Below are 13344 nucleotides of genomic sequence, written 5' to 3' on the forward strand. Positions count from 1 at the left end.
GGATAAGACTTAATCTAAAAGGAAAGAGTCCGGTACAGTACCGAACTCTTTCATATAATAATATTGTTTAATTTCGTCTAAACTTTTGGGTGCAGTCTAAATTATTGTGGATTTTTAATATCTTGAAAGTATTGAACTTATTTTAAACGTCTTACTGCTATTTGAGTAACCGGTCCGGAGCCGGTAACTCCACTGCTTAGCTGCTTTACAGTCACCGCTGCATTATTAGTTATTCTAAATGAGTACGTGTCGGAGGCTACCATAGGAATTGACGTAAGCAAAGTATAGGTTTGCAGATTGTTATTGGGTGCTGTGAAACGGTCATTAACCCGTGCTACCCAATTATTGGTAGTATCATTCCAGATCCCGAGCACAGGTGCCTGTCCATTAGTCGTTGATAGCTGAGCATTCATAGTTACCAGATATACTCCATCTGCTGATACCTTAAAAGAATTGGTTGCAGCATTTCCTGAATAACGGTTTTCATTATCAATAATGACATTATTTAAGTTCCCAATAGGATCCGTTATACTGACCGGAGTGGTCTTGGTATAATCAGCTGTTAGCTGTACTACAATTTCCTGAGCTACAATAAACTCACCATTAACAACAATAACTGCGCCGGTAGAATTAGGAACTCCGGCAAGATTCTGCCATGATGGAGCAGCACCTGGTCCATTAGATTTCAAAACCTGTCCGGCTGTTCCGGCTGATCCCGTGGTAGTAGCATTTCCACCTACGTTTAGCTCATTAGTAATTTGTAGTGAACCATTAACATGTAATGTTTTTTGGGGAGTTGTTGTATTAACACCTACCTGCGCTCCGATTAACAATGGGAATAATGCCATCCCAAAAAATAATTTATTTTTCATTTTTTTGTATTTTTTTATAACTTATATCCACAATGAATTTGCAGAAATTTATTTTAAACGTATCAAAGTCATTTGGGTAATTGGTCCGGAACCTGTAACTCCGCTGCTCGATTGTTTCACCGTGACGTTGGCGCTATTAGCAATTCTAAACGAATAGGTTTCTGAGGTTTTCATGGGCGCAGAAGCGATTAGGGTATAAGTCTGCAAATTTCCGTTAGCCGGTGTAAAGCTGTCATTAACACAAGCTATCCATTTATTGGCCGTATTATTCCATACGCCGATTACAGGAGACTCGCCATTATCGGTTGAGAGCTGGGCATTGATCGTTATCTGATATATTCCGTCCGTTGATACTCGAAATGAGTTGGTAGTGCTGCTCCCTGAATAACCGTTTTCATTGTCAATAATAACATTGGTTAAATTCCCGATGGGATCAGCAACATTGGCAGCAGCAGTACTGGTATAGTCGGCCGATAACTGCAGTACCATTTCCTGGGCTACCAGAAACTGTCCGTTGACAACAATCACAGTTCCTATAGCATTAGGGACCCCTGCAAGATTTTGCCATGTTGCAGCTGTATCCGGTCCACCGGACTTTAATACCTGTCCGGCAGTTCCGGCAGAACCTGCTGTAGAAGCATTTCCACCGACATTCAGTTCATTTGCTATTTGTACCGAGCCATCAATGTGTAATAATTTTTGAGGAGTCTTTGTATTGATTCCAACTTGCGCTTCAATAAGCATAGGAAATAGTGCTATCCCAAAGAATAACTTATTTTTCATTTCTATATTTGTGTTTTTTTATTGTTAAAAAATAGTTCGAACAGCACCAGGACCTGCAAGTATCATGCCAGAAAAATAACATTTTGGCCCTATTTTAGGCTATTCAAGACCACTACTTAGATCACATAAAGAGAATAAAATAGATATAAAAAGCAACTACTCATAAAAAAAATCCACAAATAATTTGTGGATTCTTTATAAAATTATGAATTAATCAATATTCAAATAAAACGCTTCCCCAGGTAAACCCGCTTCCGAAAGCAGAAAGAAGAACCAGGTCTCCCCTCTTAATTTTGCCCTGCTCAATGGCTTCGCTTAAGGCAATCGGAATAGATGCTGCTGTGGTATTTCCGTATTTCTGGATATTGTTAAAAATCTTCTCATCCGGCAATCCGAACTTCTGCTGAACAAACTGGGCAATTCTCAGATTGGCCTGGTGAGGAATAAACATATCGAGATCTTCCACGGTCTTCCCTGCTTTGTTCAAAGCTTCCATCATGGTTTCCGGGAATCTTGTTACCGCATGTTTGAAGACAAAGTTTCCGTTCATGATCGGATATACTTCCTTATTGGTAACGTTCTCCGGTTCCTTTCTCATTCTGTCGCTCCATCCGTATTTGGACCCAGGGAACTGAGTGCACAATTCATCAGCATATTTTCCTTCAGAATGCATATTGACAGCCAAAATATCACCAGCATTTTCGTTTTCTGAAGCACAAAGAACGACCGCCCCTGCCCCATCTCCGAAGATAACTGAAACACCTCTTCCTTCATCAGAAAAATCCAATCCAAAGGAATGAACTTCTGAGCCTACCACAAGGATATTTTTATAGGTCCCCGATTTTATAAAAGCATGGGCTACACTCATCGCGTAGACAAATCCCGAACACTGGTTTCTTACATCCAATGCGCCAATGGTATCACATCCCAACATCTCCTGAAGCAATACTCCACATCCCGGAAAATAATAATCCGGAGAAAGCGTTGCGAAAACTATATAATCGATATCTTTTGCGGTAAGCCTGGCGTTCTGAATCGCTTTTTCAGAAGCTTTGAAAGCTAAATAAGCAGTAGTTTCCTGAGAATCATTCCTGATTTTTCTGTGTCTTCGTTCCCTGATCCCTGTTCTCTCCGTAATCCATTCATCATTCGTGGTCATCAGTTTTGCTAAATCATCATTTGTAACAACGTTATCTGGAACATAAAATCCCACACCTTTTATTGTACTTTTAATCATATAGTTTTTTAATTTTGGTAAAGATAAAATTATTTAACACATAGTTTTTCAAAATATTAGTATTTTTACTTTATGCCAATTGATACGATATACAGAAGTACCCAGTGCGAATGGGTAGATGTAGAGGCTCCTACTGCAGAAGACCTGAAATTCCTTCATGAAAGATATGAAATTAATAATCTTCTTTTGGAAGATACCATTGACCCGAACCACCTTCCCAAATATGAAGAGGATGGAAATGTAAAATTTTTCCTCCTTCGTGAAAGTACTGAGCTTGAACGGAAAAACCTCAACACCATCAGTGACATCAGTACCAAAATTGCCATTTTCATTCTGGATAAAACCATTATTACCATCCACCGAATGAAAACAAGAAGTATTACCGACACCCAAAAAAGACTGTCGGTGATCCGGGAAGAAGCTACTCCTCAGAAAATAGCCCTGATGATCGCTATTTTAATCATGAAAAGTTTTGATGATGAATCCATCAGCCTGCTGGAAACCATGGATAATATCGAAAATGAAATTTTTCTTAAGAATACCAATCATACCAGCCAGATCCGAAGACTTTATAAACTGAAACGTAAGTCAGGATTGAATTCAAGGGTATTGATTATTTCCACGGATGCTGTGGATAAGTTTAAACTCCTTGATCTTCAGGATTCAGAAATTATGGACTTAAAGGACAAACATAAAGACGTAGTGGCCGATTTTGATCATTTAAATATCCAGATCACCAACCTGATCTCTATGTTTCTGGCCCTTTCTGATCAGAAAGCCAACCAGGTGATGAAAGTACTGGCTATCTATTCGGTGTATTTTTTACCGGTTACCTTTATTGCGGGAGTTTATGGGATGAATTTTGACAATATGCCGGAACTTCACCATAAATACGGCTACTTTATCACCCTGGGAATTATGGCCACCGTGGCCATCAGTACTTTTATTTATGTGAGACGGAAACAGTGGTAAAATACCGGCACTGCTACGAAAAGCATGAATTTAGGATGTCCAGCCTACCTTTTGTAATGGCTGGAAAGTAAAAGTTTTTGCCCTCAAAACTACTATACTATGAAAACTGAAGACCTCAATACCATTCTGGAAGATGATTATCTTTCGCAGGCTTCCAAAGAAAAGCTGACGGCTTTGTATGAAAATATTTCAGCCAAGGAATTTTCTGATCTTCTGGATCCGGATGGTCATCAGTATGTAGAATTTGTACAGGAAGGCGGTGGCGTGTGGGGAAGTGCGCTGGTAGGCTATCTGTATGGGCTGGAAGTCTTCGGGATCCGGTTTCTGAAGGTTGCCGGAACCAGTGCAGGAGCGATCAATACCATGCTGATTGCAGCGTGCAAAACCAAGGAGGAGGCTAAAAGTGACCTCATCCGGTCAATCCTTTTAAGTTGGGATTTTTCAGATTTCATGGATGGCAAAACCTATGTAAAAACGACCCTCCATGCGATGTTGAACAATAAGAACTTCTTTAAGATCAATGGCATTATTGCAGCCGTATTTCTGATTGTTTTAATTGTTCTTCCATTTGCCATTCGTTCCGAAACCATTGTCAGCGCCAAACTGATGTATCTGATTCCCCTGGTTCCGGCTCTTATTCTTTTCTTCTGCATCAAAAAGCTGTATCATAATTTCAGAAAAGAAAACAGCGGGCTCAATCCCGGAAATGTATTTTTGAGTACCATGACAAAAGCTCTGGACGATCTGGGAATAAAGACGGTAGCGAATCTCAATGAAAAATTTATTCGGAAAGAACATGGCCTCGGTCTCAATTACCGGTATGGAAACGGACAGGAATATTATGACATCGCTTTACAAAGTATTGAAGACATAAAAACTAAAAATCAGGAACACATCGACCAGACCCGATATAAGATTTTCTATGACAGTGCCCTGAATAATGATTATTATAAAAACAATCCTTTCTATCAACTCAGATCTGAGTATGTGGTGATCACCACAGATATCAACGCCAAGATCAAGGTGGAACTGCCTACCATGGCCAATCTCTACTGGTCTGAAGAAGAGCTGAAACGGATTAGCCCGGCAGAGTTTGTCCGGGCGTCAATGTCTGTTCCCTTCTTTTTTGAACCTTATCAGAAACGGATCAACCGGGAGGATGATTCTGTGAAATACGCATGGAAGTTCTGGATGAACACCAAAAAAGAAGAGATCAATCCTGTCGGGGTCTTTATCGACGGCGGTAGTATTTCCAATTTTCCGATCGACCTTTTCCACGCGGAAGAAGTATTCTACCCCAGGCTGCCTCTTTTCGGGGTACAGCTTACCAGTGATTCCGATATGCTTTCCGAAAAAGGAAAAACAAGTGAGGAAATTATGAAAACCCCTTTCAGCTATGCCGGCAATATCATCAGTACTTTAAAAGGGTTTAATGACAAGACTTTTCTCACCAAGCATACGTTCTACCGTTTGTACAGCATACAGTCTGTCAATTGCGGAACCAGCAGCTGGCTCAATTTCTTTATGAAAAAAGAGGAAAAGGAAGAGCTTTTCAACAGGGGCTTTCAGGCTGCCCTTGATTTTCTCAACCAGTTCGATTGGAATAAATACAAATATGAAAGAATGATGCTCACCATGAAGGATAAAAAAATCCTGAAAGAAGAGGATACGCCAACGGTGGGGTAAGGATTTTTGAGTATTTTTGATCAAATACATTAATCATGAAATATATCTGTGAATGCTGCGGTGAGGAAAAAGAGGATTGGCCGGCACTGGCTTATGATTCACCTTATTTTTACTCCTGCTTATCTGAGGATGAACTGAAAAATGCCAAACTTACTTCAGATCTCTGCATTGTTGAAACTCCCGAAGGCACCCATCATTTCATCCGGGCCGTTCTGATACAGGAAGTGGCTGATGACTGCCGGGATCTCGATTATGGAATCTGGGTTTCATTAAGTGAAAAAAGCTACCATGAATATGTAGAGAATTATGATGATAAGGAATTTGAAGCTGAATATTTTGGCTGGCTGTCCACTTATCTTCCTGATTATGAATTTTCTGAAAGCACTCCTACCACAGTTGTTGTCAACAATTCGATCGGTAGGCCATTTGTTTTTCCACATCAGAACCATGAACACGCTTTTGTAGATGATTTCTATAATGGAATTACGAAAGAGGAAGCAGAAAGGAGGATCAACAGGGTCTTAAAAGCAAATTAAATCAACTGGAAATGAAATCATTCACCAAGTATATCTTTTTCTCGGGTCTGTCACTGATTTCTCTATCAATTATTATGTTTTGTATATCGATAGGATTATTTACTAACAGAGGAAACTATTCACGTTTTATTATAAAACTGGGTGAATTATCCTTTGTCTTATGGCTGCCTTTCCTCCTTCTGGGAATTCTTCTCTGTATCGTTGCAACAATTTCTTACCTCACTAAAAAGTAATAATATCCCAAGGTGTACGAATGGATACAGAGACCATCAGAAATAAAAAGATAAAAAATATGAATTGACTATTAAAAGTCTAAAAAGTATTTAAAAATTCCAGATACATCGGAATGCTTTTTTCTATCCATTCATCAGAAGAATTACGCTCAATTCCATAATATACAAAAGGCTTTTTGTAATCTGCCTTTATATAATCAAAGGTCAGTTCATAAGGTCTGAAAAGCTCCTCCATGGTGTATTTATATTCTCCGGCTGCAGTATAGCCGTCTTCATCAATTCCGGCAGTAACAGCCAATGACATCTTCTTTCCTGCCAGTTTATATCCACTGGTACTTCCGTATGCCCAGCCATACAAAACCACCTCATCCAGCCATTGTTTCAGAAGAGGCGGACTGCTGAACCAGTAAAAAGGAAACTGAAATACGATATGGTCATGACCTTCCATCAGTTCCTGCTCCTTCGCTATGTTTATTTTTCCATCAGGATAAGCTTCATATAACTGATGAACCGTATATTTTTCGGGATATTTTTTTAATTCTTCAACCCATCTTTTATTGATAACCGATTTTTCAAGGTCAGGATGGGTAACAATCACTAAAGTCTTCATTATGTTTAAATTTGTACTGCAAAATTACAATACGTTACTTACATTTTGTACATTAGCTACCCATTGTATGGTACTATAAAAAATGTAAGTAATGACTAAAATAAAGGAAACCTCAACCAATTTTTCCAATAAGAAAGCACTTGCTGATGAGTGTCCGGAGGTCTATGCCTCCAACATTATCGGTGGGCAATGGGCGTTGGCCATCTGCTGCTATCTGATCAATGGTAAAATGAGATTTGGAGCGTTGAAGAAGCAGCTCCATAATATTACAGAACGTATGCTGACCCTTCAGCTGCGCAGGCTGGAAGAAGATAAAATTATCACACGAACCGTATATGCTGAAGTTCCTCCGCGGGTAGAATATGAGCTTACAGAAATAGGATATCAGTTGAAGCCTATTATTCTGGAATTTGAAAAATGGGGCAAAGCACATAAAAAACTGATTGAAAAAAATAAGAAAACCTCATAAAAACCAAATATCTATTACATAATACATAGAATCAACAAAGATTCTCCGGTAAAAGTGCAGATCATTTTATTTTCAGTAATATTGTATCATCATATTAAACACAATACGACATGATGAGAACAATTATTTCACTTGCCCTGGTTTGCCTCGCAGTAGCCTCCTGCAACAGAGACAATAATGAATTCAGCAACGGCACATCAGATTACAATCATACCCGTGCTGTTGGGGCTTCTTCAAACGATTTATTGAGCAGCAACCGCTACAATTCTTTGCGGATCGAGATTCAGTACATGCCAGGATATGCACCGAATGCACAGGCACTGGAGCATCTGAAGAACTTTTTATCCACTTCTCTCAGGAAAGACAACGGAATTACCATTATCCAGCGCGAAATCCCCGGAGCTTCTTCCTCCAGCTTATCTGCTGACGACATCAGACAAATTGAAAACACGAACCGCACCTTATTCACGAACGGATCTACGATTGCGATCAATATACTGTATACCAACGGACAATATTCAGGAAATGCCAACACCCTGGGAATTGCTTACCGCAATACATCGGTTGCTTTGTTTGGAAAAGTGATCCGTGATAATTCGGGAGGACTTGGGCAGACAAGCCGAACGAAACTTGAAGCCACTATCCTTGAACATGAACTTGGGCATTTGCTCGGACTGGTAGATCTGGGATCTCCCATGCAGACTCAGCATAAAGATTCAGCTAATGGTAACCATTGCAATGACAAAAACTGCCTCATGTATTATGCTTCTGAAACTACAGATATTTTAGGATTTATCCTGACCGGAAATATTCCTCAGCTCGATAGCAACTGCAAGGCAGACCTGAAAGCTAACGGCGGAAAATAACCTGATTCAGATATTGAGTTGACTCTTGAAACTTAAAAAAACAGGGTACTGGCATTTCAACACCCTGTTTTTACTTTTTTTATTACTGATCGTCTTCCTTTTTCCATAAAGGATTTTGAGCTAAGACCTTTGAATGAATCGGACAGCTTTCAGCATGGGCACCTTTCAGATATCCTGTGCTCATCAGAAATTCATTAACGATCTCACCACCTGTAAACTTAAAGGTTTTTTTGAAAAGCTTCATCCATTCCGGTAGCGTTTTAGGATGATGATGCTCCAACCACTTTTCAAATGAACCATATTCTTTTTGCAGGCCCATAATGGTTTTTGCGTTTTCGATCGCGGCATTCACTTTCAGTTTATTTCTGATGATTCCACTGTCGTTTAAAAGTCTTTCGCGGTCTTCCACAGTATACGCCGCTATTTTATGAATATCAAAATTACTGTATGCGGTTCGGAAACTGTTTTCTTTTTTCAGGATGGTTTCCCAGCTCAAACCAGCCTGGTTGATTTCCATAAGCAGTCTTCCAAACAGCTCATTATCATCATGAATCGGAAATCCATAATAATGATCATGGTAATTTTTGTGCAGTTCTTTTCTGCTTTCAGGCTGCATCCCTTCTATTGCTAAACAATAACTCATTGAAATATATTTTCTGTTTTGGTTAAGAATTTCTCCAGGGCTTCTTTAATATTAATTCCTGTGCGGTCTGCTAAGATAATCAACCACCAGATATTTTCACCCAATTTATGTTCCAGTTCTAAGGCTGCATCTTTTTTCAGCCATCTTTTCTGATGGGACATGATATTCCGTCCTACAAGGCCTGGATCTGTAAGATATGCCAGGGTGTCTTCTTCAAGGGTCCATTCACTTCCGTGATGCTGCTTCTCAAGTTCATGATATTTTTTTCTGATCGTAAGAGAACGTTCTATCATTTTATCAAAATCATTCTGATCCATCTTCTAATTTTTAAAGGATTGTCTGTATTGATTTGGGGTTTGTGTGGTTTTATTTTTAAACAATTTACAGAATGACTGTGGATGTTCAAAACCCAGCTGGTAAGCCGTTTCAGAAACTGATAATTGAGCATCTGACAAATATTCTTTAGCTTTTTCGATGAGTTTTTTATGAATATGCTGCTGTGCATTCTGCCCTGTATGATGCCTGAGCATATCGCTGAGATACCGTGGTGTGAGATTTAATCGTGATGCAATATATTCTACTGTTGGTAACCCTTTAATTCCTTTTTCCTGGTCAAAAAAATCATCTAACAGGTCTTCCATTTTCGTTATACAATCATTGTTTACCGCTTTCCTGGTCATAAACTGTCGATTATAAAAACGATTGCTGTAGGTGAGCAGTAATTCTATTTGAGAAATAATAACATCCTGACTGAAATGATCAATCCGTTCATTCAGTTCGCTCTGAATATTTTCAAAAACATCCTGAATTGTTTTCTTTTCCTTCTCTGAAAGGTACAACGCTTCTGAAGCTGCATATGAAAAGAAGCCATAGTTTTTTATTTTTTTCAGTAAAGAATAGGGTCTTATAAAATCCGGATGAATATGCAGTGACATTCCTTCATAAGCCCTGTCTTCCTGGTCAAATATCAAAACCTGGCCCGGCGCTACAAAAGACATCCCTCCTTCTTCAAAATCATAATATCCCTGTCCATAACGAATTTTACTCTTGAATTTTGTTTTCAAAGATATTTTGTAAAAATCTGATTGGGTCCCGTGTTCAAAAGCTTTCGGATCAAAATTTACTTCCTCATAATTGACAATGGTAATGAGAGGATGCAGCGGTGCCGATAGCCCCATAGCTTCGCGTAATGCTGATAAGGAACGGAAATGAACGGGTGAGTGATTGGTTTTCATAATACAAAGATAGGATGAGTTGGTGACAACTGTTAGTCAGTAGGATGTTTTTATAAGTGGAAGGTTGAGAGTTGAGAGTTGCAAGTTGATGGTTGCTAGTTGATGGTTGATGGTTGATGGTTGATAGTTGATAGTTGATGGTTGATGGTTTATGGTTTATGGTTTATGGTTTATGGTTTATGGTTCAAAGTTAGGAATACTGAGAAATGGTTTGATACTATTTATTTTGTAAAATTAAAGTTGGGAATTATACTCTATAGACCGCTATCCCTAAACGAAGAACTCGCAACTCGGAACCAACCAAACCGATAAATGGTCTCCATAATTTTGAACTTTCCTCTTTCAATTCTCCATTTTCGTAAATACCGATTTTATGTTCTGAACATGCTGTTCTACTCCCATCGTATAGCGTTCCTTGTACAGAGCAATAGCATCTTTTCCGGCCACATACCTCAGCTGGTCTTTACCATCGGTAGCTGCTTCAAAAATGACACTGGCAATATCTTCTGATTTTGAATAGTTGGCTACTTGTTCCGGGCTATACCCTTCCTGAACTTTTTTAGTCAGCTGTTGATAAGCGTCATGTTGAGCTCCCTCCAAAGATCTCCCTGCAAAGTCAGTTTGTATTCCTCCTGGTGCCACCACCTTTACCTGGACGCCAAACTGGGCCAATTCATACCCCATACTCTCTGAAAAACCATCTACAGCAAATTTTGTAGCACTATATATTGAGCAGGTCGGAAAACCCACCAATCCAAAGCCGGAGGTAATATTGATTAAAACGCCCTCTTTCCTTTCTCTGAAATAAGGAGTAAACGTTTTTGTAATACGGATAACTCCCATGAGATTGGTTTCAATTTGCTTTTTTATCTGGTCATCACTAAAGGCTTCCAAAGGACCTACCAAGCCATATCCTGCATTATTAACCACGACATGTATTTCAGTTTCTGTCAGAATCTGTGCAATGGTTTCCTCCAATTCTTCTTTACTGGTAACATCCAGTTTAAGAACAGATACATTTTGTAACCCGGTAAGTTCTGTTTCATTCTCAGGATTTCTCATGGTGGCAATTACATTCCATCCTTCATTTTGAAATAATTTGGCGGTAGCTTTTCCTAATCCTGATGATGCTCCGGTAATAAAAATCGTCTTTTGCATTGTATTAATTATTGATACTGCAAAGGTCTTCAGAAATGGAAAACTAAAAGTAGCCATATTGAGTATCCTTGTAGCTATTTTGACGAAATACAGACAATGAATCATCTTGCAAAAATTACTGTTCAGATTTGGAATCTGACCGCTGTTCACCAACGTATTTCCAAATCGTTTGAATGAAATTTTAAAATTCATTCAGCTAAAACTAAAATAAAGTGTAGTTTTGTAACCATGTCAACAACCAAGATTTATATGAAGACCTATAAAGCCATCATAATGATGCTTATACTGGTGTTTTCATTATCTCCGTGTTCTGTAAAAAGAAACGTGCTTGATATTTTTGACATTCAATACATCAGTGGCCTCAATAAAGTAAAAACAACATCCGGTTTTTCTTCAGGCTGCGATATAAGCTCCAATTCTTCACGGCTTCAGGCGTCAAAATCCGAAGCCAAATTTAAAAAGAAAGATTTTTTTTTAACTTCCAATCTATCAGGGAACGGTTATAGGGAAGAACAAAAAATATCTTTTCATAAGTATTCCGGGCATACTACAGGAAGCAGCCCACCGAAATATATTCTTTTTAAAAGACTGAAAATAAGCCTGGTGTAAAATATTTTCACTCAGTATCATTCAGTTTTTTATAATACAATATTAATTTCAATGAAACATACAATTAACAGCCAGTCTTCTGACCTGGCCGGACTCTATACATTATCCCTTCGCATGGTCATCGGATGGACCTATTTTTCAGCTTTCTGGCGCAGACTCATTCTTGAAAACAAATTGACCCCTGACGAAAACGGCTATATCGGGGAAAAATTCAATCATTTTTTGCCAAATGCCTTAGGCATTAAACCTATAATAGAATATCTGGTGACCCATCCGGATGCCTTACAACGGTCTATGATGACCTTTACTATTATAGAAGCTATCGTTGGGCTGTTGATCATCCTTGGCTTATTCACAAGATTGATGAGTATCGGGATCTTCAGCCTTGCTTTAGGGATCCTTCTGGGGTCTGGCTGGCTGGGAACCACCTGCGTAGACGAATGGCAGATAGGCGTATTGGGAGTTGCCGGCGGTTTTGTTTTATTCCTCTCCGGAAGCGGCCCCTATTCTATCGATTACTATTTTATGAACAAAAACATCAGCCTAACGCGTGAAAAATGGTTTCCTTGGGTAGGTTCAGGAAATCTTCCTGTATCCAAACCGAAAGCTCTTGTTCTGGCAGGATCCTTACTCATTTTTGGGCTCACACTGTACACCAATCAGTATTTCCATGGGGGCGTCTGGGGAACATTGCATAACAAATCGGTAAAACCAAAGCTTGAAATATCCCATATTTCGCATAATAACGCTGATTTAAAATTTCAAGTTTACAGAACGGAAGGAGCCGATGTTTATGGTTCTTTCCTTATCGGAATTCATATTCTTGATAAAAACGGAAATATTTTAAAAGAGCTGGATCATAAGGACCTTTCAGAATTGCCAAAGGATAAGATTAAAAACCATTATGTTGCCAAGGTAAAACCAGGGAAACACAGTCTTGTCATTCCATTGGGGGCTAAAGCTGATGTCAGTATAGCGATTCATGATATCGTTCACAAAGATGAGATCCATACAGTAAAGCTGATTGACATCAGTGGCCTTGAATGGACAGAAAATAGGGTACATTAAATGACATCCGGAATTAAGCGTTTAGAAGAATATAATTTCCTGGATAGCATTTACCTTCCAGCAACTGGTATTTTATCAGAAGACGAATGAATAATTTGAAAATCATTTAGGTTTTGGCTGAAGCCAATTGAATGTAATTTTATAATGAGAGCGGGCTGAAGCCCGCTCCTATTGAATTATTACTATATGTATGGATAGAAAATAAGGGTAAGATTAGGAATCAGAACGGATTGCCAGGTCATACGCATACACATCGGTTACCGTTCTGTCTTTAATATTTTTTTAATCAGTGGCCTTGAATGGACAGAAAAATGACATCCGAAATAAGCGTTTAGGAAGATATTATTTTATGGGTAGCATTTACCTT

The 13344-nt window shown here is 38.9% G+C and carries 15 protein-coding genes; 7 read left to right on the forward strand and 8 right to left on the reverse strand.

Annotated features, from left to right (window positions below):
• Positions 1-137: 137 nt before the first annotated feature.
• The 3 genes from DRF67_RS20945 to DRF67_RS20955 all read right to left on the reverse strand — a co-directional run bounded on the left by DRF67_RS20945 (position 138) and on the right by DRF67_RS20955 (position 2892).
• The gene (locus DRF67_RS20945) at positions 138-872 is read right to left on the reverse strand and encodes a hypothetical protein (protein WP_115930248.1); all 735 of its coding nucleotides are present in this window, start codon (positions 870-872) and stop codon (positions 138-140) included.
• Between the two features lie 48 nt (positions 873-920).
• Positions 921-1655 carry a hypothetical protein gene (locus DRF67_RS20950; protein WP_115930249.1) on the reverse strand — a complete coding sequence of 245 codons (735 nt, stop codon included), beginning with the start codon at positions 1653-1655 and terminating at the stop codon, positions 921-923.
• A 214-nt stretch (positions 1656-1869) separates the two neighbouring features.
• A complete protein-coding gene (locus DRF67_RS20955) occupies positions 1870-2892 on the reverse strand; it encodes a 3-oxoacyl-ACP synthase III family protein (RefSeq protein ID WP_115930250.1) in 1023 nt (340 codons plus the stop codon).
• A 72-nt stretch (positions 2893-2964) separates the two neighbouring features.
• On the opposite strand from DRF67_RS20955, the gene DRF67_RS20960 reads away from it, so the two are divergent.
• The 3 genes from DRF67_RS20960 (at position 2965) to DRF67_RS20970 (ending at position 6086) form a co-directional block, all read left to right on the forward strand.
• Positions 2965-3864: a magnesium transporter CorA family protein gene (locus tag DRF67_RS20960; protein WP_115930251.1), complete on the forward strand. Its 900-nt coding sequence runs from the start codon at positions 2965-2967 to the stop codon at positions 3862-3864.
• Between the two features lie 99 nt (positions 3865-3963).
• A complete protein-coding gene (locus DRF67_RS20965) occupies positions 3964-5550 on the forward strand; it encodes a patatin-like phospholipase family protein (protein WP_115930252.1) in 1587 nt (528 codons plus the stop codon).
• A 35-nt stretch (positions 5551-5585) separates the two neighbouring features.
• On the forward strand, positions 5586-6086 hold the full coding sequence (locus DRF67_RS20970) for a DUF2199 domain-containing protein (protein ID WP_115930253.1): 501 nt from the start codon (positions 5586-5588) through the stop codon (positions 6084-6086).
• A gap of 312 nt (positions 6087-6398) precedes the next feature.
• On the opposite strand, the gene DRF67_RS20975 is transcribed toward DRF67_RS20970, so the two are convergent.
• A complete protein-coding gene (locus DRF67_RS20975; RefSeq protein WP_115930254.1) occupies positions 6399-6929 on the reverse strand; it encodes an NAD(P)H-dependent oxidoreductase in 531 nt (176 codons plus the stop codon).
• Between the two features lie 91 nt (positions 6930-7020).
• On the opposite strand from DRF67_RS20975, the gene DRF67_RS20980 reads away from it, so the two are divergent.
• Both DRF67_RS20980 and DRF67_RS20985 read left to right on the forward strand, forming a co-directional pair.
• A complete protein-coding gene (locus DRF67_RS20980) occupies positions 7021-7398 on the forward strand; it encodes a winged helix-turn-helix transcriptional regulator (RefSeq protein WP_115930255.1) in 378 nt (125 codons plus the stop codon).
• Between the two features lie 110 nt (positions 7399-7508).
• Entirely contained in the window at positions 7509-8264 is a 756-nt protein-coding gene (locus tag DRF67_RS20985; protein ID WP_115930256.1) for a zinc metalloprotease, read from the forward strand.
• 82 nt (positions 8265-8346) lie between these two features.
• Here DRF67_RS20985 and DRF67_RS20990 read toward each other — a convergent pair whose 3' ends face one another.
• The 4 genes from DRF67_RS20990 to DRF67_RS21005 form a co-directional block, all read right to left on the reverse strand.
• Complete coding sequence (locus DRF67_RS20990) at positions 8347-8907, reverse strand: DNA-3-methyladenine glycosylase I (RefSeq protein ID WP_115930257.1); 561 nt, start codon at positions 8905-8907, stop codon at positions 8347-8349.
• Complete coding sequence (locus DRF67_RS20995) at positions 8904-9224, reverse strand: nucleoside triphosphate pyrophosphohydrolase family protein (RefSeq protein WP_115930258.1); 321 nt, start codon at positions 9222-9224, stop codon at positions 8904-8906. The genes DRF67_RS20990 and DRF67_RS20995 overlap by 4 nt, the downstream gene beginning before the upstream one ends.
• 3 nt (positions 9225-9227) lie before the next feature.
• Positions 9228-10142 carry a helix-turn-helix domain-containing protein gene (locus tag DRF67_RS21000; RefSeq protein WP_115930259.1) on the reverse strand — a complete coding sequence of 305 codons (915 nt, stop codon included), beginning with the start codon at positions 10140-10142 and terminating at the stop codon, positions 9228-9230.
• Positions 10143-10484: 342 nt separating this feature from the next.
• Positions 10485-11300 carry an SDR family oxidoreductase gene (locus DRF67_RS21005; RefSeq protein ID WP_115930260.1) on the reverse strand — a complete coding sequence of 272 codons (816 nt, stop codon included), beginning with the start codon at positions 11298-11300 and terminating at the stop codon, positions 10485-10487.
• 249 nt (positions 11301-11549) lie between these two features.
• Here DRF67_RS21005 and DRF67_RS21010 point away from each other — a divergent pair, with 249 nt between their 5' ends.
• Positions 11550-11909, forward strand: coding sequence for a hypothetical protein (locus DRF67_RS21010; RefSeq protein WP_123912805.1), 360 nt, complete (start codon positions 11550-11552; stop codon positions 11907-11909).
• A 51-nt stretch (positions 11910-11960) separates the two neighbouring features.
• Positions 11961-12977 (forward strand): TQO small subunit DoxD, encoded by a 1017-nt coding sequence (locus DRF67_RS21015; RefSeq protein WP_115930262.1) that lies wholly within the window; start codon positions 11961-11963, stop codon positions 12975-12977.
• Positions 12978-13344 lie beyond the last annotated feature (367 nt).

The organism is Chryseobacterium pennipullorum, from assembly GCF_003384725.1.
GTDB classification, from domain to species: domain Bacteria; phylum Bacteroidota; class Bacteroidia; order Flavobacteriales; family Weeksellaceae; genus Chryseobacterium; species Chryseobacterium pennipullorum.

Bases quoted from the DNA above. Each gene is read 5' to 3' on its own strand.
- DRF67_RS20945 (WP_115930248.1), bottom strand. From the start codon at position 872: ATGAAAAATAAATTATTTTTTGGGATGGCATTATTCCCATTGTTAATC.
- DRF67_RS20950 (WP_115930249.1), bottom strand. From the start codon at position 1,655: ATGAAAAATAAGTTATTCTTTGGGATAGCACTATTTCCTATGCTTATT.
- DRF67_RS20955 (WP_115930250.1), bottom strand. From the start codon at position 2,892: ATGATTAAAAGTACAATAAAAGGTGTGGGATTTTATGTTCCAGATAAC.
- DRF67_RS20960 (WP_115930251.1), top strand. From the start codon at position 2,965: ATGCCAATTGATACGATATACAGAAGTACCCAGTGCGAATGGGTAGAT.
- DRF67_RS20965 (WP_115930252.1), top strand. From the start codon at position 3,964: ATGAAAACTGAAGACCTCAATACCATTCTGGAAGATGATTATCTTTCG.
- DRF67_RS20970 (WP_115930253.1), top strand. From the start codon at position 5,586: ATGAAATATATCTGTGAATGCTGCGGTGAGGAAAAAGAGGATTGGCCG.
- DRF67_RS20975 (WP_115930254.1), bottom strand. From the start codon at position 6,929: ATGAAGACTTTAGTGATTGTTACCCATCCTGACCTTGAAAAATCGGTT.
- DRF67_RS20980 (WP_115930255.1), top strand. From the start codon at position 7,021: ATGACTAAAATAAAGGAAACCTCAACCAATTTTTCCAATAAGAAAGCA.
- DRF67_RS20985 (WP_115930256.1), top strand. From the start codon at position 7,509: ATGATGAGAACAATTATTTCACTTGCCCTGGTTTGCCTCGCAGTAGCC.
- DRF67_RS20990 (WP_115930257.1), bottom strand. From the start codon at position 8,907: ATGAGTTATTGTTTAGCAATAGAAGGGATGCAGCCTGAAAGCAGAAAA.
- DRF67_RS20995 (WP_115930258.1), bottom strand. From the start codon at position 9,224: ATGGATCAGAATGATTTTGATAAAATGATAGAACGTTCTCTTACGATC.
- DRF67_RS21000 (WP_115930259.1), bottom strand. From the start codon at position 10,142: ATGAAAACCAATCACTCACCCGTTCATTTCCGTTCCTTATCAGCATTA.
- DRF67_RS21005 (WP_115930260.1), bottom strand. From the start codon at position 11,300: ATGCAAAAGACGATTTTTATTACCGGAGCATCATCAGGATTAGGAAAA.
- DRF67_RS21010 (WP_123912805.1), top strand. From the start codon at position 11,550: ATGAAGACCTATAAAGCCATCATAATGATGCTTATACTGGTGTTTTCA.
- DRF67_RS21015 (WP_115930262.1), top strand. From the start codon at position 11,961: ATGAAACATACAATTAACAGCCAGTCTTCTGACCTGGCCGGACTCTAT.